This is a genomic window from Cycloclasticus pugetii PS-1, from assembly GCF_000384415.1.
Lineage (GTDB): Bacteria > Pseudomonadota > Gammaproteobacteria > Methylococcales > Cycloclasticaceae > Cycloclasticus > Cycloclasticus pugetii.
In genome coordinates, this window is the sequence record NZ_ARVU01000001.1 from 255,586 (window position 1) to 282,490 (window position 26,905).

At 43.7% G+C, this 26,905-nt stretch carries 22 protein-coding genes and 1 rRNA gene; 7 read left to right on the forward strand and 16 right to left on the reverse strand.

The annotated features are described in order from the left end of the window. Nucleotides 1-5: 5 nt before the first annotated feature. Nucleotides 6-120: ribosomal RNA gene (gene rrf / locus CYCPU_RS0101290) — 5S ribosomal RNA — on the forward strand. A 464-nt stretch (nt 121-584) separates the two neighbouring features. Here rrf and prpF read toward each other — a convergent pair. The 6 genes from prpF to CYCPU_RS0101320 all read right to left on the reverse strand — a co-directional run bounded on the left by prpF (nt 585) and on the right by CYCPU_RS0101320 (nt 9,407). Next, entirely contained in the window at nt 585-1,763 is a 1,179-nt protein-coding gene (gene prpF, locus CYCPU_RS0101295; RefSeq protein ID WP_020161706.1) for a 2-methylaconitate cis-trans isomerase PrpF, read from the reverse strand. Nucleotides 1,764-1,776: 13 nt separating this feature from the next. Next, nucleotides 1,777-4,371 (reverse strand): Fe/S-dependent 2-methylisocitrate dehydratase AcnD, encoded by a 2,595-nt coding sequence (gene acnD, locus CYCPU_RS0101300; protein ID WP_020933156.1) that lies wholly within the window; start codon nt 4,369-4,371, stop codon nt 1,777-1,779. A gap of 75 nt (nt 4,372-4,446) precedes the next feature. Beyond that, complete coding sequence (prpC, locus tag CYCPU_RS0101305) at nt 4,447-5,574, reverse strand: bifunctional 2-methylcitrate synthase/citrate synthase (RefSeq protein WP_015005074.1); 1,128 nt, start codon at nt 5,572-5,574, stop codon at nt 4,447-4,449. Further along, nucleotides 5,574-6,458, reverse strand: coding sequence for a methylisocitrate lyase (gene prpB / locus CYCPU_RS0101310; RefSeq protein ID WP_015005075.1), 885 nt, complete (start codon nt 6,456-6,458; stop codon nt 5,574-5,576). Before prpB ends, prpC begins: the two co-directional genes overlap by 1 nt. Nucleotides 6,459-6,488: 30 nt before the next feature. Then, nucleotides 6,489-8,387, reverse strand: coding sequence for a propionyl-CoA synthetase (locus tag CYCPU_RS0101315; protein ID WP_020161708.1), 1,899 nt, complete (start codon nt 8,385-8,387; stop codon nt 6,489-6,491). Nucleotides 8,388-8,465: 78 nt separating this feature from the next. After that, on the reverse strand, nt 8,466-9,407 hold the full coding sequence (locus tag CYCPU_RS0101320) for an MBL fold metallo-hydrolase (protein ID WP_020161709.1): 942 nt from the start codon (nt 9,405-9,407) through the stop codon (nt 8,466-8,468). A 295-nt stretch (nt 9,408-9,702) separates the two neighbouring features. Between CYCPU_RS0101320 and CYCPU_RS0101325 the strand changes: the two genes are divergently transcribed. From CYCPU_RS0101325 to CYCPU_RS0101345, 5 genes are all read left to right on the forward strand, one after another. Next, nucleotides 9,703-11,472 carry an acyl-CoA dehydrogenase C-terminal domain-containing protein gene (locus CYCPU_RS0101325; protein ID WP_015005078.1) on the forward strand — a complete coding sequence of 590 codons (1,770 nt, stop codon included), beginning with the start codon at nt 9,703-9,705 and terminating at the stop codon, nt 11,470-11,472. 110 nt (nt 11,473-11,582) lie between these two features. Beyond that, a complete protein-coding gene (locus tag CYCPU_RS0101330) occupies nt 11,583-13,208 on the forward strand; it encodes an acyl-CoA synthetase (RefSeq protein ID WP_020161711.1) in 1,626 nt (541 codons plus the stop codon). Nucleotides 13,209-13,317: 109 nt separating this feature from the next. Beyond that, nucleotides 13,318-13,503, forward strand: coding sequence for a hypothetical protein (locus CYCPU_RS0101335; RefSeq protein ID WP_020161712.1), 186 nt, complete (start codon nt 13,318-13,320; stop codon nt 13,501-13,503). Between the two features lie 84 nt (nt 13,504-13,587). Next, nucleotides 13,588-14,355: an OmpA family protein gene (locus tag CYCPU_RS0101340; protein WP_016391018.1), complete on the forward strand. Its 768-nt coding sequence runs from the start codon at nt 13,588-13,590 to the stop codon at nt 14,353-14,355. Between the two features lie 163 nt (nt 14,356-14,518). Then, nucleotides 14,519-15,274 carry an OmpA family protein gene (locus tag CYCPU_RS0101345; RefSeq protein ID WP_015005082.1) on the forward strand — a complete coding sequence of 252 codons (756 nt, stop codon included), beginning with the start codon at nt 14,519-14,521 and terminating at the stop codon, nt 15,272-15,274. A gap of 310 nt (nt 15,275-15,584) precedes the next feature. On the opposite strand, the gene CYCPU_RS0101350 is transcribed toward CYCPU_RS0101345, so the two are convergent. Genes CYCPU_RS0101350 through CYCPU_RS0101370 form a run of 5 tightly spaced genes read right to left on the reverse strand, consistent with a single transcriptional unit; the run spans nt 15,585 to nt 20,092 of the window. After that, nucleotides 15,585-16,556, reverse strand: coding sequence for a WD40 repeat domain-containing protein (locus CYCPU_RS0101350; RefSeq protein ID WP_016391017.1), 972 nt, complete (start codon nt 16,554-16,556; stop codon nt 15,585-15,587). Nucleotides 16,557-16,575: 19 nt separating this feature from the next. Beyond that, nucleotides 16,576-17,481, reverse strand: coding sequence for an alpha/beta fold hydrolase (locus tag CYCPU_RS0101355; RefSeq protein ID WP_020161713.1), 906 nt, complete (start codon nt 17,479-17,481; stop codon nt 16,576-16,578). 4 nt (nt 17,482-17,485) lie between these two features. Next, nucleotides 17,486-18,865 (reverse strand): siroheme synthase CysG, encoded by a 1,380-nt coding sequence (gene cysG, locus CYCPU_RS0101360; RefSeq protein ID WP_015005085.1) that lies wholly within the window; start codon nt 18,863-18,865, stop codon nt 17,486-17,488. Between the two features lie 3 nt (nt 18,866-18,868). Continuing rightward, nucleotides 18,869-19,435 (reverse strand): DNA-3-methyladenine glycosylase I, encoded by a 567-nt coding sequence (locus CYCPU_RS0101365; RefSeq protein ID WP_015005086.1) that lies wholly within the window; start codon nt 19,433-19,435, stop codon nt 18,869-18,871. Between the two features lie 3 nt (nt 19,436-19,438). Further along, a complete protein-coding gene (locus CYCPU_RS0101370; RefSeq protein ID WP_020161714.1) occupies nt 19,439-20,092 on the reverse strand; it encodes a histidinol-phosphatase in 654 nt (217 codons plus the stop codon). Between the two features lie 194 nt (nt 20,093-20,286). Here CYCPU_RS0101370 and CYCPU_RS0101375 point away from each other — a divergent pair, with 194 nt between their 5' ends. Further along, nucleotides 20,287-20,787: an RNA pyrophosphohydrolase gene (locus tag CYCPU_RS0101375; protein ID WP_015005088.1), complete on the forward strand. Its 501-nt coding sequence runs from the start codon at nt 20,287-20,289 to the stop codon at nt 20,785-20,787. On the opposite strand, the gene cpdA is transcribed toward CYCPU_RS0101375, so the two are convergent. From cpdA to CYCPU_RS0101400, 5 genes are all read right to left on the reverse strand, one after another. Continuing rightward, nucleotides 20,788-21,618, reverse strand: coding sequence for a 3',5'-cyclic-AMP phosphodiesterase (gene cpdA / locus CYCPU_RS0101380; protein ID WP_269493031.1), 831 nt, complete (start codon nt 21,616-21,618; stop codon nt 20,788-20,790). A gap of 76 nt (nt 21,619-21,694) precedes the next feature. Beyond that, the gene (argA, locus tag CYCPU_RS0101385; RefSeq protein ID WP_016391013.1) at nt 21,695-23,248 is read right to left on the reverse strand and encodes an amino-acid N-acetyltransferase; all 1,554 of its coding nucleotides are present in this window, start codon (nt 23,246-23,248) and stop codon (nt 21,695-21,697) included. Between the two features lie 63 nt (nt 23,249-23,311). Continuing rightward, complete coding sequence (gene argE, locus CYCPU_RS0101390; protein ID WP_020161716.1) at nt 23,312-24,457, reverse strand: acetylornithine deacetylase; 1,146 nt, start codon at nt 24,455-24,457, stop codon at nt 23,312-23,314. Nucleotides 24,458-24,516: 59 nt separating this feature from the next. After that, complete coding sequence (gene ilvD, locus CYCPU_RS0101395; protein ID WP_015005092.1) at nt 24,517-26,211, reverse strand: dihydroxy-acid dehydratase; 1,695 nt, start codon at nt 26,209-26,211, stop codon at nt 24,517-24,519. A 25-nt stretch (nt 26,212-26,236) separates the two neighbouring features. Beyond that, a complete protein-coding gene (locus CYCPU_RS0101400) occupies nt 26,237-26,902 on the reverse strand; it encodes a TIGR04211 family SH3 domain-containing protein (RefSeq protein ID WP_223253196.1) in 666 nt (221 codons plus the stop codon). Nucleotides 26,903-26,905: the final 3 nt, after the last annotated feature.

Sequence of the window (26,905 nt, forward strand, 5' to 3'; positions counted from 1 at the left end):
ATTTGCCTGGTGGCAATAGCGAGCGTGTACCACCCGATCCCATTCCGACCTCGGAAGTGAAACCGCTTAGCGCCGATGATAGTGTGGCAGTAGCCATGTGAAAGTAGGGAACTGCCAGGCTTTTACACAAAAACCCGCCTCTTGGCGGGTTTTTTTTGCTCTATGGTTTTTGCTTTTTTTAGGGTGTAAATCTATACGTTGGCTCTAAAGATGTAGCTACTTATCAGTTTTGTACGTCAATATGCGGCACCCTAGTTAGCTAATGATGGATGAGTTAGCATTTGTGGTTTGGTGCCTTGTTTATTTGTTTGTTGGGCTTCTGTCGGACGCTATAGCTCTAACGAATACTGTTACAACGATACCTATTTTTAGCATTAGTACCGATAAGATTTGTATGTTTCAATTTTGTTTTGTTTGATTTCTGATCGTTAGTTTATAGAGTTGCTATTGACAGAAATACAGGCATAAAAAAAGCGGATAATTTATATCCGCTTTTTTTATAAACCGTATGTTATTAGTTACTTTGATTTAAACAATTGAGTGTTCAAAGCACTCCCTTTTTAGAGGTTACTATTTTGTTGTGGTTAAAAACAATCGCCAGGTATGCTAACGGTGCCTTCCATTAATACTCGTGCACTTCGGCTCATGGTTACTTTATTGACGCTCCACTGTCCATTGATATTACTTACTTCTGCACCAACCTTCAATGTACCTGATGGGTGCCCAAAGGTAACAATGTTTTTTTCACCACCTCCTGCTGCAAGGTTGACTAATGTTCCGGGTATGGCAGATGCAGTGCCAATGGCAACCGCTGCTGTCCCCATCATCGCATGATGAAGTTTACCCATTGATAATGCACGTACATTTAGGTCTATACTTTGAGCATCAATATTTTTCCCACTTGAAGATACATAGGATTCTGGTTCGGAGACAAAGGCTACCTTTGGTGTGTGTTGGCGGGCAGCCGCTTCTGAAATATCGTTAATCAGGCCCATTTTAATAGCGCCGTACGCTCGTATCGTTTCAAAGCGCTCTAAGGCGTCAGCATTACTATTAATAGCTTCTTGTAACTCAGTGCCTGTATAACCTATATCTTTAGCATTTAAGAATACCGTTGGTATTCCCGCATTAATCATGCTGGCTTTGAAAGTGCCTATGCCAGGTACACTAAGGTCATCAACTACATTGCCTGTTGGAAACATTGCTTCTGAAGGATCGACAGGGCTGACAAAATCAACTTTAACTTCAGCAGCTGGGAAAGTGACCCCATCGAGTTCAAAGTTACCTGTTTCTTGTACTTGACCGTTTGTTATGGGGATATGTGCGATGATCGTCTTGTTGATATTTTTTTGCCAAATTCGTACTACAGCTATGCCATTATCTGGCACACGTTTTTTATCAACGAGGCCACATGTGATTGCAAATGAACCTACTGCTGCAGTTAAATTACCGCAGTTACCGCTCCAATCGACAAAAGGTTTATCAATAGCGACCTGTCCAAATAAATAATCGACGTCATGATCGGCTTGATCACTTTTGGCCAAAATAACTGTTTTGCTGGTGCTGGATGTTGCACCTCCCATTCCATCCGTTTGTTTGCCGTATGGGTCTGGGCTACCTATGACGCGTAATAATATGTTATCACGTGCCTCGCCGGCTACTTGGGCCTCTTTGGGCAGGTCAGTTAAGTTAAAGAACACACCTTTGCTTGTGCCGCCACGCATGTAGGTGGCGGGAATTTTTATTTGTGGCACGTATGTCATTCTAAATCCTGTATTAAGCAGCTGATGATGACTCTAAGAAGTCTTGGGCAAAGCGTTGTAATACACCGCCGGCTTCATAGACGAGAACTTCATCTGCGGTGTCTAGGCGACATGTTACGGGGACATCAATGGTCTCGCCGTTTTTACGTGTAATTGTCAATGTAAGGGTGGCACGTGGTGTTATATCGCCTGTTACCGTATATGTTTCTGTACCGTCTATGTTGTAAGTATGACGATTTTCACCGGCTTTAAATTCAACTGGTAATACACCCATGCCAACTAAGTTAGTACGGTGAATACGTTCAAAGCCTTCGGCTACGATTACTTCAACACCAGCAAGCCTTACGCCTTTTGCCGCCCAGTCACGTGATGATCCTTGGCCGTAATCGGCGCCCGCTATAATAATAAGTGGTTGTTTACGGTCCATGTATGTTTCGATTGCTTCCCACATGCGGCTGATGGTTCCTTCTGGCTCAATTCTAGCTAGCGAACCTTGTTTGACTTCGCCGTTTTCTTTAACCATTTCATTTAATAGTTTTGGGTTTGCAAATGTCGCACGCTGGGCCGTTAAATGGTCACCACGGTGTGTTGCATATGAATTGAAATCAACTTCAGGTAGGCCCATTTTATGCAGGTATGCGCCAGCAGCGCTATCTAACATAATCGCATTAGAGGGTGACAAGTGATCGGTTGTGATGTTATCACCTAGTACAGCTAGTGGACGTAAATTTTTAAGCGTACGTTCACCGGCTAAAGCACCTTCCCAATAAGGAGGGCGACGAATATACGTTGTTTGTGGACGCCAATCATATAGGGGGCTGACTTGTTCTTGTTGAATATCTGATTCAGGGAACATCGGGATGTAAATTTCGCGGAATTGTTCGGGCTTAACATACTGCTTAACAATTTCGTCAATCTCTTCATCGCTGGGCCAGATATCTTTTAAGGTGACTGGATTGCCTTCTTGATCATTACCTAGGATGTCTTTTTCAATATCAAAACGAATAGTACCTGCAATCGCATAAGCAACAACTAATGGTGGTGACGCCAAGAAAGCTTGTTTTGCATATGGGTGAATTCGTCCATCGAAGTTGCGGTTGCCAGATAATACAGCAGTGGTATATAGGTCTCGCTCAACCACTTCTTTCTGAATAACGGGATCCAGTGCGCCGCTCATCCCATTACAGGTTGTGCAAGCAAAGCCGACGATACCAAAACCCATTTCTTCGAGTTCAGGTAATAGGTTTGCTTCTTCTAAGTAAAGCTGTGCTACTTTTGAACCTGGTGCGAAGGATGATTTTACCCACGGTTTGCGGGTTAGGCCTAGTTCGTTAGCTTTCTTAGCGACAAGGCCAGCAGCAATAACATTACGTGGATTACTAGTGTTAGTACAGCTAGTGATGGCGGCAATGATAACTGCACCGTCGGGCATTAAGCCTTCTTCGTTTTCTACGGTGCCTGAAATACCACGTTCAGCTAATTCTGATGTTGGTACACGGCGGTGAGGGTTTGATGGGCCAGCAATATTACGTACGACGGTTGATAAGTCGAATGTTAATACGCGTTCGTATTCAGCTGTTTTAAGATCATCGGCCCATAGGCCTGTTTCTTTTGCGTAGTTTTCTACCAATTTAACTTGTTCGGCATCTCTGCCGGTTAGTTTTAGATATTCGATGGTTTGCTCATCAATAAAAAATAAGCCTGCGGACGCACCAAATTCAGGTGTCATATTTGAAATGGTGGCACGGTCACCGAGTGTTAACTCGGCAGCGCCTTCGCCAAAGAACTCAAGGTAGGAAGAGACAACTTTAGCATTACGCAGGAATTCGGTAATAGCCAGTACGATATCAGTGGCTGTAATACCAGGTTGTCGTTTGCCAGTGAGTTCAACACCAATGATATTAGGTAAGCGCATGTATGACGGGCGACCCAACATGACTGTTTCTGCTTCTAGGCCACCAACGCCAATTGCAATAACTCCTAAGGCATCAACATGTGGTGTATGGCTATCTGTTCCGACGAGTGTATCAGGGAATGCAACGCCGTCACGAGCATGTATAACCGGAGACATTTTTTCTAAGTTGATTTGATGCATGATGCCATTACCAGGCTGAATCACATCTACGTTTTTAAAGGCTTTTTTAGTCCAATTAATGAAGTGAAAGCGATCATCATTACGACGGTCTTCAATTTCACGGTTCTTTTCAAAAGCGTCTTTTTCAAAACCAGCATGTTCTACGGCCAGCGAGTGATCCACGATCAATTGTGTAGGGACAACTGGGTTTACTTTAGACGGGTCGCCACCTTTTTCTGCAATAGCATCACGTAAGCCAGCTAGGTCGACAAGTGCTGTTTGACCAAGAATGTCATGACATACAACACGTGCTGGGTACCATGGAAAGTCTAGGTCTTGTTTGCGTTCTATTAATTGTTTGAGAGAGTCAGTTAATGAAGCTGGATCACAGCGTCGAACTAAGTTTTCTGCGTGTACGCGAGAGGTGTACGGTAGCTTTGCATAAGCGCCTGGTTCTATTGCGTCAACAGCGGCACGTGTGTCGTAATAGTCTAAGTCAGTGCCTGGTAGTTTTTTGCGGTAATCTGTATTCATTTTTTTACTCATATATATTTAGATAAAAAAGCCAGCCGTGAAATGCAGGCTGGCTTATATGTTATCACGCTGTGTTTAGTCGCGATCTTCTATCGGTGGTACTGGACGTGGGTCTGGGCCTACGTAGTCCGCATTCGGTCTAATAATGCGGTTGTTTGAGCGTTGTTCCATAATATGCGCCGTCCAACCAGTGACCCGAGACATAACAAAGATCGGGGTAAATAACTTGGTTGGGATACCCATGAAATGATAAGCAGAAGCATGGAAGAAATCAGCATTACAGAATAATTTCTTTTCACGCCACATGACTTCTTCACAGCGTACAGACACTGGGTAAAGTGTTGTGTCGCCAACATCAGCTGCTAACTTTTCAGACCATTTTTTAATGACAGCGTTACGCGGATCACTGACCGTATAGACAGCGTGTCCAAAGCCCATGATCTTTTCTTTGCGTTTTAGCATTTCCATCATTTTTTCTTCAGCTTCATCAGGTGATTTCCAATCTTGAATCATCTCCATTGCAGCTTCATTAGCGCCGCCGTGTAAGGGGCCACGTAATGTGCCAATTGCGCCGGTCACACATGAGTGGATGTCTGATAATGTAGAAGCACAAACACGTGCAGCAAATGTAGAGGCGTTGAACTCATGCTCTGCGTAAAGAATAAGAGAGGCGCTCATAACAGCAGTATGTACGTCGTTTGGTTTTTCGCCACGTAACATGTGTAAAAAGTGTCCGCCAACAGAATCATCATCGGTTGCTGTTTCAATGCGAACACCTTCATGACTGAATTTGTACCAGTAGCAAATGATGGATGGGAAGACAGCAACCATACGATCGATTTTATCTGTTTGTTCAGAGAAATCTTTCTCTTCTTCAAGGTTTCCCAGCATAGAGCAACCTGTGCGAATTACATCCATTGGATGAGCATCTGCAGGAATATTTTCCAGAACCGTTTTTAATGCGTCTGGTAAGCCTCGTAGAGACTTAATTTTAGCAATGTACTGATCTAGCTCTGCTTGGTTTGGTAGTTTGTTGTAAGCTAATAAATAGGCTACCTCTTCAAATTTTGCGTTTTCCGCAAGTTCGGTCATGTCATAACCGCGATAAGTTAAACCTGTGCCGGATTTACCAACGGTACATAAGGCGGTTTCGCCTGCTGATTGTCCGCGAAGCCCAGCTCCGCCTACTTTCTTTTCAGCCATTATTTTTTCTCCTTTGAAAATAGAGCATCTAATTTTTGTTCATATTCGTGGTAGCCCAATACATCGTATAGTTCCATACGTGTTTGCATGGTATCGATAACATTAACTTGAGTACCTTCTTTGCGAATGGTTTCGTAGACGTTCAATGCTGCATTGCTCATTGCACGAAATGCTGACAATGGGTAGAGCACCATGCTCGCACCAGCTTCGCCAAGTTCTGTGGTAGTGAAGTAGGGTGTTTTGCCGAACTCTGTAATATTTGCTAAAACAGGTACGTCTACTGCGGCAGTAAAGGCGCGGTAATCGTCTAGTTCGTAAACAGCTTCTGCAAAAATCATGTCCGCGCCAGCTTCAACGTAGGCACATGCACGGTCGATAGCAGCTTGTTGGCCTTCGCTGTTATAGGCATCTGTACGTGCCATTAAGACAAAGTCAGGGTCTGTTTTTGCGTCAGCAGCGGCTTTAACGCGATCGACCATTTCTTCTTTGGTGACAAGTTCTTTGTTTGGGCGATGTCCGCAACGTTTTGCAGCCACCTGGTCTTCAATATGAACCGCAGCAACACCGGCACGTTCAAATTCTTTGATAGTACGTGCAATGCTAAACGCGCTGCCCCAGCCTGTGTCGATATCAACCAATAAAGGGACGTCAGTTGCTGCCGTAATTCGGCTGGCATCTGTTAGAACGTCATTTAAGGTGGTAACACCAAGGTCTGGAAGTCCAAATGATGTGTTGGCAACACCGCCACCTGAAAGATAAATAGCTTTATAGCCTGTCTTTTCGGCCAATAAAGCGGCATAAGCATTGATGGTGCCCATTATTTGTAATGGTTTTTCCTGTGCCATGGCTTCACGGAAGCGTCGGCCTGCTGATTGAATGGTCATCTAAAATAAATCTCCTTAACTAAGTGTTATTTAAACGCTTTTTGGATAACCAAGCGTTTTAAGGTTGTCGGCAATTTCGCCTAAAGATGCGGGGTCGTCAATGGTGGCTGGTACCTTATGTTCTTGGCCATCGGCCATGCTTCGCATAGTGCCGCGTAATATTTTACCAGAGCGTGTTTTTGGTAATCGTTTAACGATTGTAGCCATTTTAAATGCTGCGACAGGACCAATTTTTTCACGAATTAAGGCAATTAGTTCTTCTTTAACCTCTTCTTCGTTACGGTTGGCACCTGATTGTAAAACAGCAAAACCCATTGGCGATTGTCCTTTGATGTTATCAGCGACACCAATGACGGCGCATTCAGCCACGTCTGGGTGCGATGCAAGGACTTCTTCCATTGCGCCGGTTGATAAACGATGCCCTGCTACGTTTATGACATCATCGGTACGGCCCATGATGTAGACATAACCATCTTCATCTTGATAGCCAGCATCGCCTGTTTCGTAATAGCCCGGGAAGGTTTCCAAATATGAGCTAAAGAATCGCTCTTCATTTTGCCATAGTGTTGGAAAGGTGCCTGGCGGTAGTGGTAGTTTAATGGCAATGGCGCCCATTTCAGCGTTTGCAACAGCTTGCCCCGATTCATCTAAGAACTGGACATCATAGCCGGGGACGGGTTTGGTTGGTGATCCTGCTTTAACGGGAAATGCTTCAAGGCCTAAACAATTTGCAGCAATAGCCCAGCCTGTTTCTGTTTGCCACCAGTGGTCAATAACAGGGACGTGAATTTTATTTTCTGCCCACGTTAGTGTATCTGGGTCGCAACGTTCGCCAGCAAGAAATAAAGCCCGCATACATGAGATATCGTACTTTTTAAGGTAATCGCACTGAGGGTCTTCTTTTCTAATAGCCCGTAATGCAGTAGGGGCGGTAAATAATGACGCTACTTTGTATTCAGAAATAACACGCCAAAAAGCCCCCGGGTCAGGCGTGCCGATGGGTTTGCCTTCAAACATAACCGTGGTAGAGCCATTTAATAAAGGCCCATAACAAATATAAGAATGACCAACTACCCAACCAATATCTGAGGCTGCCCAGAAGACTTCGCCGGGTTTGATGTTATAAAGGTGCTCCATGGTCCACATCATGGCGACTGCGTGGCCTCCATTGTCGCGAACGACACCTTTCGGCTGGCCAGTGGTGCCAGAGGTGTAAAGAATATAAAGTGGGTCAGTTGCTTCTACCGAAACACAATCGACAGGTGATGCACTATTAATAGCGCTGGCCCAATCAATATCTCGGCCTTCTTTCATAGAGGCAGTTGCTTGCGGGCGTTGTAAAATAACCGTGTTAGCAGGCTTGTGCTCGGATACGTTAATCGCTTCATCGAGCAACGGCTTATATTCAATAATGCGACTGCCTTCAATGCCACAAGATGTTGATAAAATAACGCTGGGTTTTGCGTCGTTAATACGCGTGGCGAGCTCGTTTGCGGCAAAGCCGCCAAACACAACGGAGTGAACTGCGCCGATCCTAGCGCAGGCTAGCATTGACATCACACCTTCTGGAATCATCGGCATGTAGATCAGCACTCGGTCTCCTTTTGTGACACCAAGGTTGGTTAAAACGCCGGCTAACCTTGATACTTCATCAAGAAGCTCTTGGTAACTGTAAGTTTTTTTAGTGTTTGTAACGGGGCTGTCGTAAATTAGAGCGGCTTGTTTTGCAAGACCATTTGAGACATGGCGATCGAGAGCGTTGTAGCAGGTGTTTAACTTGGCGCCGGCAAACCATCGATAATAAGGGGCTTTTGAGTCATCCAGTACGCGATCCCATTTTTGGTCCCAATCAATCGTCTTCGCAGCGGTTGCCCAAAAAGCTTCGGGCTGTTCAAGGGATTGCCTATATTGATCTAAATACTGCCCCATCTTTTTCTCCAAGAAGTGAATGCTAGTGACTATTTTTTTATTTGTTACGTTTTATAGTTTGAACAGCCGGTCATAATACTATTTTGAGGTGTTTTTTTCAACCCAAACCCTTAAGCCTTGGATGATTAGACTTATATCTAACATTAGAATTTTAAACAGGTTTTCTTGGCTGATTTGGCAGCCTGTCGCACGAATTTCTTCCACAAAATAGTTTTTTATTTTATCACCCAAGTCCTTGTCAGATGTTGTCTGCAAGGCAAGGTCGGCAAATATTTTTATGCGTTGACGAAGTGATTCTGCGAGTGGGTTTAAATTATCTACCATGCAAAAGTGCGTAAGGTAGGCACGATCACACTGGGTGTTCATAAGTTTATCAATAGATTCTAGCCAGTCAGCAGGGTCAAAATCTACCGGTGAAGATGGCGGGAATATAAACGGTTGACCGCTAACAGTCAGTTCTGGATAGGCGACACCAAAGGTATCTCCAGTAAACATGCCGTTGCTGGTTTTGTCGATAATACACACGTGGTGCTTTGCGTGGCCTGGTGTATCAATAAATTCAAGTAGCCTATTTTGAAAGTTTAACCTAAGCCCATCATTAGCTTCTGTGACGCGTTGTTGATCGATTGGGACCAAATTGCCGTATTGTTTTTTGAATTCTGCCTCACCATATACAGACGAAGCGCTTGCTTGGAGCCTGCTTGGGTCGATCATGTGTCGAGCGCCTCGTGGGTGAATAATAAGTTGAGCATTAGGGCATTGTTGCATGAGGCTGCCGGCACCACCTGCATGATCTAGGTGAACATGTGTGGGGATAATGAAATCAACATTATCAACAGGAATGTTTTTGATTTTAAGAAGTTCTAGTAATAGAGGGGTTGTGAAATTGGTGCCAGTATCAATAAACGCAGCATGATTTTTTTGCTCAATGAGGTAGCAACTGGCTAAACCAGGCCGAATATATTGCGTGTCGATGCAGCTAATGCCATGCCCTAACGATTTATAGGTTGGTTTTTCCATGTGTTTGCCTGTTGGGTTTGTTTTTAGTTAAGTAAGGGCTGATATTTCAAACTAAAGACTACTGTATTGGAGCGTGTAAGCAAACTTTTTATATGAGGCTAGTGCCGAGAAAATACTAATGTTAAACGGTAGTTTGAACTGTTGGATTAAGACGTTACGGCAGGGGGGGTATGTTTTGTAACAGTAAATATAGTGAGTTTATGTAAAAAGGCGAGGCCTTATTTCCCATGCTTAGAGGGAGTATAAAGTTTGATATACTGAATCTATAATTTTAATGAAAAATAAAGGAGCGAGCGTGGCAACGTATAAATCCCCAGTGCAAGATATGGAGTTTGTTTTAAATGAAATTATCAATGTTGGTTCTTTAACCGAGATTGAAAAGTTTGAAGATGCAACGGAAGACATCATTACGGGTGTACTTGATGAGGCCGCTAAGCAAATTGATAATACTATTGGCGTTCTAAACGAGTCTGGTGATGCCGAGGGTGCTTCGTTAAACAACGGTGAGGTAACCACCCCTGAGGGATTTAAAGAAGCCTATGCATCTTATGCAGAAAGTGGCTGGATTGGGCTAGATAAAGACATTGAGTTCGATGGCCAAGGGCTACCTTATGTTCTAGCGACAGCGGTTACCGATATGCTATCAGGAGCGAACGCTGCATTTTCTTTGTACCCAGGCCTAAGCAATGGGGCGTATGAGGCATTAAAAGCGCACGGAACACAAGCGCAAAAAGAAACCTATATGAGCCATTTAAGCCTCGGTGATTGGAGTGGCACAATGTGTCTGACAGAGCCCGGTGCTGGTAGTGACCTTGGACAAGTGCGAACAAAAGCTGTGCCACAAGAAGATGGCAGTTATTTGATTGAAGGTAATAAAATTTTTATTACAGCAGGCGAGCATGATCTAACCGACAATATTATTCACTTGGTATTAGCAAGAACACCCGGTGCACCGGAAGGTATTCGTGGTATCAGTATGTTTGTTGTGCCTAAATTTTTGATTAATGAGGATGGCTCATTAGGTGAGCGGAACGCAGCAGAGTGCGCCAATATTGAAGAGAAAATGGGTATTCATGGCTCCAGCACTTGTGTGATGAATTTTACTGATGCAAAAGGTTATTTAGTGGGTGAGCTCAATAAAGGCATTCAAAATATGTTTGTGATGATGAATGCAGCTCGCTTAATGGTCGGTTTGCAGGGACTTGGCGTTGCTGAGCGTGCAACACAAAATGCGATAACGTATGCAAAAGAACGTAAACAAGGGCGTCCACTGACCCGTAAGGCCGAGTCTTCATTTGATAGTGATACTATTATTGTTCACCCGGATGTGCGCCGTATGTTGTTCACTATGAAAGCATTAACAGAAGGCTGCAGAATGATGGCGTACGACACCGCTAAACATGTTGATTTATCCGAAAACCACCCTGATGAGGCAGTACGAAATGCTTCAAAGGCTCGGGTAGATTTGATGACGCCGGTGTGTAAGGCGTTTATTACTGACGTGGGTGTGGAAGTGTCAGGCCTAGGTGTGCAAGTGTATGGTGGTCATGGTTATATCAAAGAACATGGTATGGAGCAGAATATGCGTGACAGTAAGATATTCTGTATTTATGAAGGGACGAATGGAATTCAAGCGATGGACTTGGTTGGCCGCAAGCTTTCAATGAATGATGGGCAGTTACCGATTGATTTTTTTGCTGAGGTAAAAAGCGAGCTCGCCTCGGCGAGTGCTGAGATGGCATTTGTTACGCAGCCATTAACATCTGCCCTAAGTGCCTTAGAAGAAGTGACGGCTTGGTTGATTAAATCGAAAGAAGAGGATCTAAATGATTCCGCGGCAGCGGCGGTAGATTATCTACAGATGTTTGGCTTAGTTTCATTAGGGTATTATTGGCTACGAGCCGCTAAGGTTGCCAGTGGAAAAGAAGGCGTGTTCTATCAAGGCAAGTTAGCGACAGCTAATTTCTTTGCAACAAAGCTTTTGCCGCGTGTTCATGGTTTGGCTCCTGTGGTTATGTCGGGAAGCCGCTGTGTTATGGAGCCAAGTGAAGAGTTGATCGTTTAGCTTTAAACGATTTAAATTAAAAAGATAAGGCCCAGCTGTCTTCACGGGCTTTGTTTTTTCGGAGACAGTTCATAGGTTATTATTTATAAATAAAAAAACAGGTTTCTTGTATGAATCTTTTTGATATGTCATTGGATAAAAATCCAGCCAATTATGTCTCACTTTCGCCACTTACTTTTTTAAAGAGGGCGGCAGATGTTTATCCAAATAAAATAGCATGTATCCATGGTGAGCAGAAAATAACTTGGGCTGAGACGTATCTTCGTTGCGTTAAGTTAGCCTCGGCGCTTGCGAGCAGAGGGGTGAAAAAAGGAGATACCGTTTCAGCGATGTTGCCAAATATTCCAGCGATGTTTGAATTACACTTTGCTGTGCCAATGTTGGGCGCAGTATTACACTCAATTAATACACGTTTAGATGTTAAATCAGTTGCTTTTCAGTTGGACCATGCTGAAAGCAAAGCGGTCTTTATTGATGCTGAGTTTGCTGATGTTATGGCGACGGCAGTAAAGGAAGCCGAGGTATCCCCGCTAGTAATTGATGTGGAGGATGCAACATTTGGCTCAAGGCAGGCCATTGGCGAGGTTGAATATGAAATGCTCGTTGCTGAAGGTAATGAGACATTTCAATGGAGTTTGCCAGAAGATGAGTGGCAGTCGATTACATTGAACTATACCTCTGGAACCACGGGTAATCCAAAGGGAGTTGTTTATCATCATCGCGGGGCTTACCTAAACGCACTTAATAATATAGTGACCTGGGATATGGGCAATCACCCTATTTATCTTTGGACGCTTCCAATGTTTCATTGTAATGGCTGGTGTTTCCCTTGGAGTCTTGCTGCTTCTGCGGGCACAAATGTTTGTTTGCGTAGTGTGTTACCGAAGACGATTTTTAAGCTTATTAAGTCTGAAAAAATAGATCATTTTTGTGGTGCACCGACGGTTCTCACCATGCTGATCAATACGCCAGAGAAGCATCAACAAGGCATTGAGCACGAAGTGAAAGTTATGACGGCTGGCGCAGCGCCGCCGGCAGCGGTTATTCAGAAAATGGAAGAAATGAGTTTTAGTGTGACACATGTTTATGGATTAACTGAAACTTATGGCCCTTGTACAGTATGTGCTTGGCATGATGAATGGGATGAGTTGCCGTCTGATGAACAAGCAGCGCTTCGAGCTCGACAAGGGGTTAGGAGCGCAATGCTGGAAGATTTAATGGTGGCGGATCCAGAAACACTCGAACCGATGCCTAAAGATGGCGTGAGTATGGGCGAGGTATTTATGCGTGGGAATAATGTGATGAAGGGATATTTAAAAAACCCGTCAGCATCTGACGAAGCATTTAAAGGCGGTTGGTTTCACTCGGGGGATTTAGCTGTGTGGCATGAAGATGGCTATATAGACATCAAAGACCGATCAAAAGACATCATCATTTCAGGTGGTGAAAACATATCCACATTAGAAGTTGAATCTGTTTTGTACCGTCATCCAGCTATTTTAGAGGCAGCTGTTGTTGCTAAATATGATGATGTATGGGGTGAGAAGCCATGTGCTTTTGTGACCTTGAAAGAAGGTGAAAACGCCACAGAAAAAGAAATCATATCGTTTTGTAGGAAAAACTTGGCGCATTATAAAGCGCCGAAATATGTTGTATTTGGTGGCTTGCCAAAAACATCGACTGGGAAAATTCAGAAATTCACATTAAGAGAACAGGCAAACGAGATAAAGCACTAATTCGCTGCCATGTTTGGAGTAATGATCAATACCAGAGAGCCCTTTAGTCTTTGGGTGCTCAAGTAAGGTTGGTATGAAAATAACCTCGAGCGGCCAATAAATTACAACCATGGCGACAATAATACCATTTAAGAAGAAAACGCTGTCTGAAAAGCATAAAGGGGGGACGCTATGTCGAAATGGCCATCATGCATGGGCGATCGATAAAGACCAGCAATTTGATGTTAAACAAGGTAAATTGGTGACTTTATACCGTTGTCGGCGGTGTAAGGTAAGTAAACAAAAGCTGATTTAACGCAGTTCTATGCTCGTTTTTTTGTGCGGTATCTGGAAAATGGGCTACAATGACTGTGAAGTATTTACTAATATGGAGTAAGAAATGAAGATATTCAAAAACTTAGCGGCTGTTTTGGTCGTCGCATTATTTGTATCGGGCTGTGCCTCAGTTAAGACTGACAAGTGGCAAAATTGTGCTATGGCAGGTGCTGCAATTGGTGGCGCAGCAGGCGGTTTTGGCGATGATCATGATAGGTCTGATTTAATCGTTAGTGCGATTGGTGGTGCTGTCATTGGTGGGACTATTTGTGCATTAATGGCAGAAGAAGAAGTCGCGGCTCCGGCTCCAGAAAAAGACACTGATGGTGATGGTGTTGTGGATAGCTTGGACCAATGCCCTAATACGCCAGCGGGTGCAAAAGTAGACAGCAAAGGTTGTGCATTAGATAGTGATGGTGATGGTGTTCCTGATTATAAAGATGAATGTCCAGATTCAGCTCCAGGTGCTGTAGTTAATGAGCTTGGTTGCGCTATACCTCTAGTGCTTAAAGGTGTTAACTTCCATTTTGATTCAGCTGTGTTGACGGACGAAGCAAAGCAGGTTTTAGTGCAAGTTGCTGATAACTATAAAGCATATCATTCACATGTGGCTTTGCTAATTGGTGGTCATACTGATTCTAAAGGACCAGCAGAATATAACTTAAGCTTGTCTCAACGTCGTGCTGAAGCAGTTCGTGCGTTTTTGATTGCTGAAGGTTGCGATGAAAGTAAATTAACAGCAGCAGGTTATGGGGAAGAAAAACCATTTGCTGATAATGCAACAAAAGAAGGGCGTGCACTTAACCGCCGAGTTGAGTTAACAGTAAAGTAAAACAACTTTAAGGTTGTGATAAAAACGGGGCTTTTGCCCCGTTTTTTGTGCATAAGAATAAGTCATAGAGTAGAGTGCAGAGTTGGGATGTTGATCTTTGCTTCGTTTAGGTTAGAATCAACGTCTAGGGATAAATTAATTGTAAAATTAAATGGAGAGAATAATGAGAATTTACAAAAAACTGACAGCATTATTTGCATCAGTAGTGTTAGTCAGTGGCTGTGCAACTGTTGAAACAGAAAGTTGGCAGAATTGTGCCATAGGCGGAGCATTATTAGGCGGTGCGGCTGGCGCATTTGTTGAAGGTGCGACAGAGGTAGGCATTGGGGCCGTAGTGGGTGGTTCCTTAGGTAGTTTAATTTGTGGGGACGAGGCTGAAGCCGTACCAGATGCCGAGCCTGACACAGACGCTGATGGCGTCGTTGACAGTCGTGATGAATGCGTGGGTACGCCAGCAGGGGCAGCTGTTGATAGTAAAGGTTGTAGCACAGATAGTGATAATGATGGGGTTGCTGACTATAAAGATAAGTGCCCCAACTCTGCACCTGGTGCGAAAGTAAATGCATTAGGTTGTGTGGATGCTTTAGTTTTGGAAGGCGTTAACTTTCATACGGCCTCGGCTGAGTTGACTGATTCTGCGAAAGCTATTTTACTACCCATAGCAATGGCTCATCGTAAGCATTATGCGGATGTAAACTTGTTGATAGCTGGTCATACTGACTCACAAGGTACAGATGCGTATAACCAGGGTTTATCTGAAAGGCGTGCAGCATCAGTTCGTGCTTTTATGATTACACATGGTTGTGATGAAAACATGCTCTCAACAATCGGATATGGTGAAAGCAAGCCTGTTGCAGATAATGCTACCTCTGAAGGGCGTGCTAAGAATCGTCGTGTGGAGATGAGCGAAAAGAAATAGTTACTTAATAAATGAAAAAACGGGGCTTTTGCCCCGTTTTTTTTTGTAAAAAATAAACCAATTAGTAAGGCTAGGCGTAATCTTAAAACTCAAAAGTGGCGTTACTGCCAATGAGCTTTATGCCAACGAAGTTAGGTTTATGTGCTTTTCTATGAGCTTGTCTTTGACAGACTGGGCAAGATTAGTACTAGCAGATACACCAAATGAGTTTATTCTGGCGGGAGTCGCTGATATTTTTATTATTTTTTCCGCTTAGGGTTGGGATTGCTTGGCTAATAAAGAACAGCGAGCTGTATGGTCGACAGAAAAATTATTTATTCGTTATTTTCCATTTTTGTGCGATGCCGCTGGACGTTTCGCTATATATATATTGTCCATCAGATGAGAAAGCCAAGGCAATAATAGCGGCGGCCTCATTGCCCCATATAACGTCTTTTTTTGGCATCCATGTGTTAAGCAGGCTGCCTGTTTTAACATCCCATAAGTCAATTCGTTGATTGGGCCTACCTGTAAGTAGGTGCTGGGAGTCGGTTGAGAACTGGCTAGCGGAAACAGTCATATACCTCATAGGAAGCTGGCTTAGTTTATCGCCAGTTTCAGTATCCCATAGTTTGGTTTTTCCTAGGGATGCATTACTCATCGCATAACGACCATCATCAGATAAAGCGACATTAAATATTTTAAAGTTTTGGCGCCATTGTTGGGTCAACTCTCCAGTTTTAAGGTCCCAGAGCTTTGCGTATTGATCATTAGCTCCTGTAATAGCGTAACGTCCGTTGTGTGATAGAGCGACAGTATTAACAAAACCATTGTGCTTGAAGCTGTAAATGATTTTTCCATAATAAAGATCGAAGTAATAGGCTTTGTTCGATTCCATGCCGATAAGAGCATGTTGACCATTGCTTGAAATAGCGATATCTGTAATATTAGGAAAGTCCCAATAGCCAATAATTTTGCCACTTTTGACTTCCCATAAAGCAAGGGAGTTACTCTCAGCGGTAATGGCAAACTTATTATTAGCAGATATTGCAGTGGCGATAATGCCTTTATTGTTATCGGTGTGTTGCCAGCGGTGTAGTACGGTGTTGGTAGCTACTTCAATGAGTTGTGCTACACCATTTGTTATAGAGACAAGGGCTAGTGAACCGTCTTTAGATAGGCTTGCATTGAGTAAGCCCGCTTTATCATGCACCCATTGTTGCTCGACATCGGTCTGATATTGACACGCTTGGAGTAAAAAAATAAGGCTAATAAGATAAATGTTTTTTAAAAAAGGACTCATCTTAATAAGGGGCGTCGGGTTATTTGAAAATACGTTTTAGTTTTAGTTTTAATTTTAATTGAGCGAACAAGCTGAGTGGTTTTTTGAAGGACTCCTCCGTTATCGGCTCAATCTTGTGACCTTCCATAAAGGCTGTTAGTACCTTATTAAAAGCCTTTGGTTGTTCTAATTGTGGGCTATGACCAACGCCATGAAAGGTATGAAATCGGCAATTATCAATATGCTGTTGCATATTTTTTAGTGGTTGTAGGGGGATAACGCTATCTAAGTCACCATGCATAATTAAAACAGGGAATTTAAAGTGCTTTAGTAAATGTGTGCCATTCCATTTTTTTAACGTGGACAAAAAACCATTAAATGCTTTTATATCCATTTTAAGAGCATCTTCAACGATCAGGTTGAGATAGAATTTATTGTAGTTGAGCCTCGGCATGGCTTTTTTAAAGCTGGTCATTAACAGCTTTCGTTTTAAACCAATAGTGCCTAGGAAGTGAAAGATATGTTCGGGTGAAAAAAAAGAGCCCTGGTTGGAAATATTTTTTAATGATGCCATGCCTTCAGCAGGGGCAGGAGCAACCAAGGTTAAGGTAATAATTCGATCAGCATTAGTGCCTGCTAACTGTTGGGCGACAGCACCGCCTAATGAATGACCAACAAGGTGAAATTTATCTAGCTTTAGTTGGTCGGCAAACTGCAGAATGTCTTCGCTGAGCGTTTCTATATCGTAGCCACTGCTAGTGACTTCACTGTCACCACAACCCCTGAAATCGGGTGCGTACCCTTGGAAGCCATTAGGCAACTGTTGTAAAAAAGGTTGCCAATAATGCCAACTGCCAAAATTGCCATGTAGCAGGATAATGGGTATATCGCCGTTTGATTGGTGCTCGTAATGGACGTTAAGGTGTTCAAGTTGAATAAAAGGCATAGTGTTAGTGAACCCAGTTCAATTTATTGTGTAAGGAAACAACGGAGCCAATAATAATTAAAGTAGGTGGTTTTGGTTTAAGCTGGTCCACTTTATCGGCGATATGTAATAAATCAGAAATGATGACGCGGTGATCTGCTGTTGTGCCTTTTTGAATGAGGGCGACAGGGGTGCTGCCTGATAATTGTCGTTCAATAAGTTTTTCACTAATTTGCCGAAGTCCAATTAGCCCCATATAAATCACAATAGTTTGGTTGGGTTTGGCCAGTTGGTCCCAGTCTAAATTGACCGTATTGTCTTTTAAATGCCCCGTGACGAACATGCATGATTGCGCGTGATCTCGATGAGTGAGTGGGATGCCTGAGTAACTGGCGCACCCAGATGCAGCTGTGATACCGGGAACCACTTCAAAAGCGATGCCTTCATCGATAAGCGTTTCAATTTCTTCACCACCGCGACCGAACATAAACGGGTCGCCACCCTTTAGTCGTACAACACGGTTGCCTTCTTTGGCCATTTTTATTAATAAGGCGTTTATGCCTTCTTGCGGCACACTATGTTTGCTGCGTTGTTTACCGACGTATATACGCTCAGCATCGCGACGGGATAAGTTTAGGACTTCGTTAGATACAAGACGGTCGTAGATAATGATATCTGCCAATTGAAGTAACCTTAACGCCTTTAATGTCAATAATTCAGGGTCGCCTGGGCCTCCGCCTACAAGATAAACCTTGCCGTTGGTAGCGACATCAGGTGCTTTATGTAGAGCCTGCAGCAAGCCTTTTTTAGCCTCTTCATGCTGCCCTTGGTAACTGAGTTCGGCGACAGGGCCATTGAAAATAGTTTCCCAGAAAATGCGTCGTTGCTTGATGTTGGAGAAATGATCTTTCACAGCCTGACGGCATTCGGCAGCAAGGCTTGCTAATTTCCCTAAAGATTGTGGGAGCAGCGTTTCAAGCTTTGCACGCATTAAGCGAGACAAGACAGGTGCAACACCGCCACTTGAGATGGCGATGGTCATCGGAGAGCGGTCAACAATGGCAGGAAAAATGAAGCTACATAATTGAGGTTGATCTACAACGTTAACGGGAATGTTGTTTGCCCATGCTTCAGAGGAGACTTGAGCATTAGTTTGTTCGTCATTGACGGCGCAGATAACTAGATGAAAGTCGAGGGTGTCAGTTGGTTTAAAAGCTCGGTTAATATGGTGTATTTGCTGATCAGTAGCCAACTGAGATAATTCGTCTGATAGCGTTGGAGCAATAACAGTGACATTAGCGCGAGCCTCTAATAACAGGCGAGCTTTTCGAGTAGCCACTGAGCCCCCGCCAACTAGTAGACAGTTTTGTTTATCAAGTTTATGAAAAAGCGGAAGGTAATCCATGGTCTATTTTAACTCTGAATGTCGAAAACAGGTAGTTAGGTGATCATTAACAAGGCCAGTAGCCTGCATGAGCGAGTAACAAATGGTTGGGCCAACAAAACTAAAGCCCCTTTTTTTTAAATCACGACTTAGTCGACTGGACATGTCTGTTTCGTTCGGCACTTGTTCGGGTCGCTCCCATTGGTTGATAAGTGGCTGATGGTTTACATACTGCCATAAGTAATTAGAAAAGCTACCAAACTCTTTTTGTGTCTTTATAAAAGCAATAGCATTTTTGACGCTGGCTTTTATTTTAAGTTTATTACGTATGAGTCGTTCGTCTTGTAATAGGTGATTTACTTTTTTGTCGCTATACTTCGCGACGATAGCTGGGTCAAAATGATCATACAGCTCACGGTAAGCTTCACGTCGTTGTAGCACTGTTGACCAACTAAGGCCTGCTTGAGCGCCTTCAAGAATCAGGTATTCAAATAATTTGTGTTCGTCTGTTAAGGGTACGCCCCATTCTTGGTCGTGATACAGAATATCGAGTGGTTTTTGGGCCCAAGGGCAACGTGTCTTATCACCCATGGGTTATCGCAAGGTAATAATTGGCCAATCGTTTTTAATGGCGTGATGCTTCAGTTGTTCATCTGGGTCAACAGCCACGGGGTGGGTGACTTTTTCCAATAGGGGAATGTCATTATGTGAATCACTGTAAAAAGTGCTATTACTGAGGTCGGCCTGATTATCAGCAAGCCATTGTGTTAACCGGGATACTTTCCCATCTTGATAGCAAGGAGTGTCAACATATTCTCCAGTATATCGACCATCAACGAACTCGGGCTCTGTTGCCAATACTGTTGGGATGCCGAAAAGCTTCACAATAGGTTCGGTAACAAAACGATTGGTGGCGGTAATTACCATTAAGGTATCGCCTTTATTACGATGTTCTTCAACTAGGTCCTGTGCTGAGGTTAGTATCAAAGGGCGAATTTTTTCATCAATAAACTGCTCGCGCCACTGATGCAGCTTTTCAACGGGGTGATCGGCAAGAAATGATAATGCAAAACTCAGATACTCACCGATATCCAGCTTACCTTGACAGTAATCGTTGTAGAACTGGGTGTTTGCTTTTGCGTAATCATCGCCATCGACGAGTTTTTTCTCAACAAGAAACTCGCCCCAAAGGTGGTCACTGTCGTCACTAATTAAGGTATTGTCGAGGTCAAAGATGGCAAGGCTCATGGGCGTATTATGTTTACAAGTAGGTTATGAGGGCTACATCAATGTTGCTAGAGGCGCTAGCCCCCATTAATGTGATTTAACTGTAAGTCTGACATAAATATTGGTGATTCCCAATCATTTTGTTATGGATGGTCGCACTGTGTCTAAACGTGGCTATAATAATCAATATTAAATTTTAGTTTAACAAATGAATCATGATTGATGACGATGGCTACCGACATAATGTTGGCATCATTTTATGTAGCCAACACAATAAATTGTTTTGGGCACGGCGTGCGAATCAAAGTGGTTGGCAATTTCCTCAAGGCGGCATGAATGAGGGTGAAACTCATGAAGAGGCGATGTATCGTGAGTTGTATGAAGAGATTGGTTTAAAACCCGAGCATGTTGAAGTTGTTGGAAAAACAAGAGAGTGGGTCTATTACGACTTACCTAAACGTTATGTTCGTAGGGATCGTTCACCAGTGTGTAGAGGTCAAAAGCAGATTTGGTTTATGTTACGGTTGGTGGGTGAAGAAAAACATATTACATTTGATAAAACGGAGACACCAGAATTTGATAGCTGGCGCTGGGCTGATTATTGGGAGCCGGCTTTCGATGTTGTGTATTTCAAGCGTAATGTGTATTTAAGTGCATTAACCGAAATGTGGTCTTTTTTATTCCCGGGGATTACGCCTAATATTTTTAAAAAATAACTAATACCCAGCAGAGTTTTGATCGAGGTTATTGGGGGTAGTTGCTAGTCTGATAACATCCGTGTGTATCCCGCCACTGGTTGTTAAGCTCAGCCAACGATAACCAGGTGCTATATTGTCTATAGCAAACTCTTGGCTAAAAGGCTTAAATTGGAAGCAGGTCGATGGTGTGGAGTAGACGGGACTACCCGCAATGGTACTGCTGAACGATTGGTGGACGTGCCCATGAATAATGCCTTGCACGCTTGGGTTGTTCTCGATTAAATAAAGAAGAGGCGCTGGGTTTGCAACGCACATACTATCTAGCCATTGGCTGCCGACAGGCTTTAATTGATGATGCAAACAGATGAGCACATGCTTAGCGGGATGAGCATCGATTTCTTGCTGGAGGTTGGCTACCTCCTGCTCGTCTAGAGTCCCGCCTTCTTCACCAGGTGTTTCAGAGTTGAGAAATGCAAAGAGCCATTGTTTATGATGTAAAAAAGGCTGGTACATCACGGGTGGTGTTGAAAACAGGCTGGTTAAGGTGCTGGAGGTGTCATGATTGCCAGGAAGCACGTAACACGGGATGCCGAGCTTTTTTAAATGCTCAATCAGGCGTTGGTAAGACTGAATGGAGCCGTCTTGGCTTAGGTCGCCAGTGAGAAAGATAAGGTCGGGTGGCCAGCTTTGTTGTTGTGCTAGGCTTAAAATGGACAGAAAGCTCTCTTCAGTGTTAACTCCTACCAATTGATCATCAACAGACGCCATCAGGTGCATATCAGTCAGTTGGAGAACTTTTATGCTCGAAGGTTCGCAATGAGCAGATGAGAAAACGTTAGCTTTTTTCAAGAATCTTTTGGAACAATTTAAAGTTTCTCTAAGTATAGCCGCTGATTTTAAAATTGCGCTGAGAAAGAATAGATCCTTAAGCGATTTTTTTAATCATCACCATTGAGCGGCGAGTTTGGTTGTAACGGAGGCGTTTCTCGGCCGGTAAATCATTCAGGGTGGCGGGAGAAAACCCTTTTTCTGCGAACCAATGGCTGCTTTGTGTTGTGAGAACAAACAAGTGGGTTAACCCATGGCTGCGAGCTTTATTCTCTATCATGCTCAATAAATATTCGCCCCGTTCCCCAGTGCGGTAATCGGGGTGAACAGCTACGCAAGCTAACTCGCCCATCAGCTCATCGGGGTATTCGTAAAGGGCTGCGCAAGTTGTTATTAAGCCATCTTGTTCAATCACATGAAATTTATTAATATCCATTTCAATGGCTTCACTAGGGCGGTAGGCAAGAAGGCCTTTTTCTTCTAAGGGCCGAATAAGTTCGATAATACCATGGAGGTCATTAATGGTAGCGGGGCGTGCGTCTTCAAAGGGCTGAATGCTGATCAGTGTGCCTGAGCCTTGCCGAGTAAACAGTTCTAATTGCAGCCCACCATTAATATTTCGGTCAATTAGGTGAATTCGCTTTACACCTAACTGGCTGGCGCGAATGGCTTCTTGCAAGTGCAAGTAAGCATCGTCTTGTTGATTGTCAGAGGACGTTAATAGGGCTTGTGCTTGCTCGGTAGTTAATTGGCGAATGAGTTTGTTTTTCTTGGTGAGAATCTCCGCTCGCTCGGTCATTATGATGAGTTTATCAGCTTTTATTTCGGTCGCTATTTCGGTTGCTATTTCTTCACTACGTAAATTAAAGACCTCACCGGCGGGTGAATACGCCAAGGGTGAAATAAGAACAATTTGGCCTGCATCCAGCGTTTTAGAAATGGTTTCGTTATTAACGCGGCGCACAGCCCCTGTAAACTGGTAGTCAACCCCATTAATAATACCGAGTGGTTTTGCAACGATAAAATTCCCAGAAGCAATATTAATGGTCGAGCCAGAAGAGGCGAGATTGGCTAGACGAGTTGATAGCTTAGCTTCAATATTAGTATGTGTTGTTCCTGCGGCCTCTTTTGCTAATTCAAGGGTTAGCTTATCTGTGACTCTAAGGTGTTGAAAAACACGGCTAGGGTGCTGGTGTTCATGTAGTTTCTTCTCTAGCTGGGTGCGGATACCGTGAACTAGGATAAGACGAATACCTAAGCTATGAAGTAACGCAATATCCTCCATTAATGTTGAGAATAATGTGTCATCGATAGCATCACCGCTAAAGTTTATGACAAATGTTTTCCCCCGATGGGCATGAATATAAGGGGCCGTATTCCTAAACCAATTAATAAATTGATGAGGGGCTATCGGCTCACCTTTGCCAAACCGAGGGAGGGGATTATGTTTACCTTGCTCGAGGGATATATTCAGTTCGTTGGCTGCGTCGATAATGCTCTTCATGGCAGAAGAGGGCACTCGCCCATCGGTACCATGCTTGCTTTTTGGGTAAGTCCAACGGTAAATAGTGGCGGGGTCTTTATTAATGGCCTTAGCTAGCTGCTTTACGCCTCCAAACTGCCGAATAATAAAATTTGCATCATCTTCCATGCGGGAATATTATATTTTTATTGCATTAATTGCAAAAAATATTAATTTTTTGCAATTAAAAGCCTATTTTATGCAAATATTAGAGATTATTTTTTGCATAAAGTTGCAATAAGGCGTTATTTGATCCGCAGGAATGTATTCATTAGCTTGGTGAGCCTGGTCAATGTTCCCTGGTCCGACGACGAGGGTCTCAAGGCCAAGTCTATTAAGAAAAGGTGCTTCTGTGCCAAAGGCAACTGCTTCGGCTTTTTTGCCAGTCAGAGACTCGACCATTTGAGTCAGTTTTGCATTAGCGGCTGTTTCAAAGGCCGGTACGCCAGCAAAAATAGGGCGATGAGCTAGCGTCAGTTTACTGTCGATAGAAAGTATGTTGTTGAGACGTTTTTGCAGGTCGGCCCTTAACGTGTCGATATCCATGCCAGGTAGTGGTCTGATATCTATTTGAGTTTCGCAGTGCGAGCAAATTCTGTTGGGGTTGTCGCCACCATGTATAGATCCGATATTCATCGTTGGTGAGGTTATAGCAAAACTTGGGTTTTGGTGTTTGCGTTGTAAGTCATCACGCCATTTTAATAACTCGTTGATGACTTTATGCATCCCTTCGGTGGCGCTAGCGCCTAAATTAGGGTTGCTAGAGTGGCCAGCTTGCCCGGTAACAACAAGAGACTCCATCATCACACCTTTATGCATGCGAATGGGTGTTAATCCAGTGGGTTCGCCAATAATGGCATACTTAGCATGATGGAACTGTTTTTTGGTGAGTGCTTGAGCCCCAGTCATTGCACTTTCTTCGTCTGCAGTGGCCAGTATTGTCAGTGGTCGTTTGAAATCCTTAGGATTAAAGCGTGAAGCAACATCGATGGCCAGCGCGAAAAAAGACTTCATGTCAGTACTGCCTAAGCCATAGAAATGGTTGTTTTTTTCGGTAAGTTTAAAGGGGTCTTGTTGCCAATGATGTTCATCATAAGGCACTGTATCGGTATGCCCGGAAAGGACCAAGCCATCTGCGCCTTTGTGGCTAGGGCCGATGGTGGCGATGAGATTGGCTTTTCCGGGGTGGTTTGAAAGCGGTTCAACTGAGACAGTGAAGCCAAGGTTTTCTAACCAATCGGCCAGTAAGTGAATAACTGGAAGGTTGCTCTGGTCGAGCGACTGATTAGTGCTGCTGACTGATGGCGTGCCAATTAAGGCACGCATCATGTCAAGCATATTAAGTGGTGTGATCAAGGCTTATGAGTACAAGCCAAAAAGGAGTGGGATCATCCTAATTAGCTGGTTTTATCAGTCACAGCGCCTTCTGAAGCTGAACTGACCAATTTTGCATATTTGGAAAGAACGCCACGTGTGTAACGCGGTTTAGGTTGTTTCCAATTTGCAAGACGTTGTTGAATGACTTCATCGTCTAGGTGCAGACGTAACTCATTTTTTACGCTATCAATCGTAATCGTGTCGCCATCTTCAACAATAGCGATAGCCCCACCTTGAAACGCCTCGGGAGTGATATGGCCCACAACAAAACCATGTGTTCCACCAGAAAAACGGCCATCAGTGATAAAGGCAACTTTATCGCCCAGTCCTCTGCCCATAATGGCTGATGTTGGCGCTAACATTTCTCTCATGCCAGGGCCGCCTTTAGGCCCTTCGTAGCGAATAACCAAAACATCACCTTCCTTGATGGATCCACTAAGGATGCTGGCCATCGAATCTTCTTCAGAGTCGAAGACGCGAGCGGTTCCTGTAAAACCAAGACCTTCTTTGCCGGTAATTTTAGCGACAGCGCCTTCGGAGGCAAGGTTACCGTGAAGGACAACGAGGTGACTGTCTTTCTTGATGGCATTGTCTAGCGAATGAATAACATCTTGATCATCTGGGTAAGGCGCAACATCAGCTAAGTTTTCAGCTAGCGTTTTACCGGTAACGGTTAAACAATCACCATGCAATAAACCAGCATCTAAGAGTATTTTCATTAATGGTTGAATGCCACCAATTTCAATTAGTTCACCCATGGAATATTTTCCACTGGGTTTTAAGTCGGCGACCATTGGCACGCGTTTACCGATTTCGGTAAAGTCGTTTAATTTAAGGTCAACGTTGGCGCTATGTGCCATTGCTAATAGGTGAAGAACAGCATTGGTTGATCCGCCTAGGGCAATCACAACGGTAATAGCGTTTTCAAAGGCTTTACGGGTCATGATATCGCGAGGCTTGATGTCGAGCTCTAGTAATTTTAAAACAGCTTTACCGGCATCTTCACAATCTTTTTTCTTGTCCGTTGAAATAGCTGCTTGAGCAGAACTGTTCGGCAAGCTCATGCCCATCGCTTCAATAGCAGAGGCCATGGTGTTTGCGGTGTACATGCCTCCGCATGAGCCAGCACCAGGAATCGCTTTTGATTCGATGGCGTGCAATTCGTCGTCATCAATCAGGTTATTTGCACGAGCGCCTACGGCCTCAAAAACTGAGATGACATCTAATTTACGTTGTTTATGGCAGCCCGATAAAATAGTACCGCCGTAAACAAAAATAGCTGGGCGATTTAGACGCGCTAATGCAATCATGCAACCGGGCATGTTTTTATCACAACCACCAATAGCAACAACACCATCAAAACCTTGACAGCCAACTACAGTTTCAATCGAATCGGCGATCACTTCACGAGACGTCAGCGAGTACTTCATGCCTTCGGTGCCCATTGAAATGCCATCAGAAATGGTGATGGTGTTAAAAATAACCCCTTTGCCACCGGCTGCATTAACGCCTTTGGCTGCGTCATCGGCTAGGCCATTAATGTGCATATTACACGGGGTCACCATTGCCCATGTGGAGGCGACGCCGACTTGTGGTTTTTTGAAATCTTCATCATTAAAGCCAACCGCATGAAGCATTGCACGACTCGGTGCGCGTTCCATACCATCCACTACTTGGGAGGAAAATTTTCTGCTATCGTTCTTTTTGTCTGACATATTGTGCTCGTATAAGTTGGGTTAATTAGAATGAAGATTGCCAAGATGATTTTTTACGCCAACTAACTTTTGGAAGTATAAAACCAAGGATAATACCAAGTAGTAAGACGCCGGAGCCGACTAGGAACCAATCTAACGCGTCACTATTTATCAGCATATCATTTTCTCTTTTCAGGCTTTCTAGTTCGCGTTCAATCGTTACGACGCGTTGTTGAAGCTGGTTCCGTTCTTCAAGAATTTGCACGGCATTACTGGAGGTTTCCTTTAATTGTGCTAATTCACGTGATAATGCAGTGTTGATTTCTTTTAACTCAGAGGTTTCGGTATCTAGGCTGCCTTTTTCTGAGCTCAGCTGAGTCAATTGTTGGCTGGTATCGCTGAACTTGGTTTTAAGCGCTGCCAGCTCGGCTTCAGCCTTGGCTAAACGAGATTTGGCTGAAGGGGTTTTGTTTAATAACCGTGATAAAACCCAGCCTTCGCGCGAGTTACCTAGTTTGATTTTTGAATAACCGGATGGTCGGTCAGTCTCGATCACGTTGACCATTTTGCCGCTTTTTAGTGTGGCGATAATACGGTGCTTAGAGCTTTTGCCAGAGCGAACCATGATTTCGAGCTCATCTGAGACATAAGCGGGTTGCGCCATGATGGCAGTACTTGTTAAAAGAGTGAGTATCAATAGTATTTTTTTCACAAA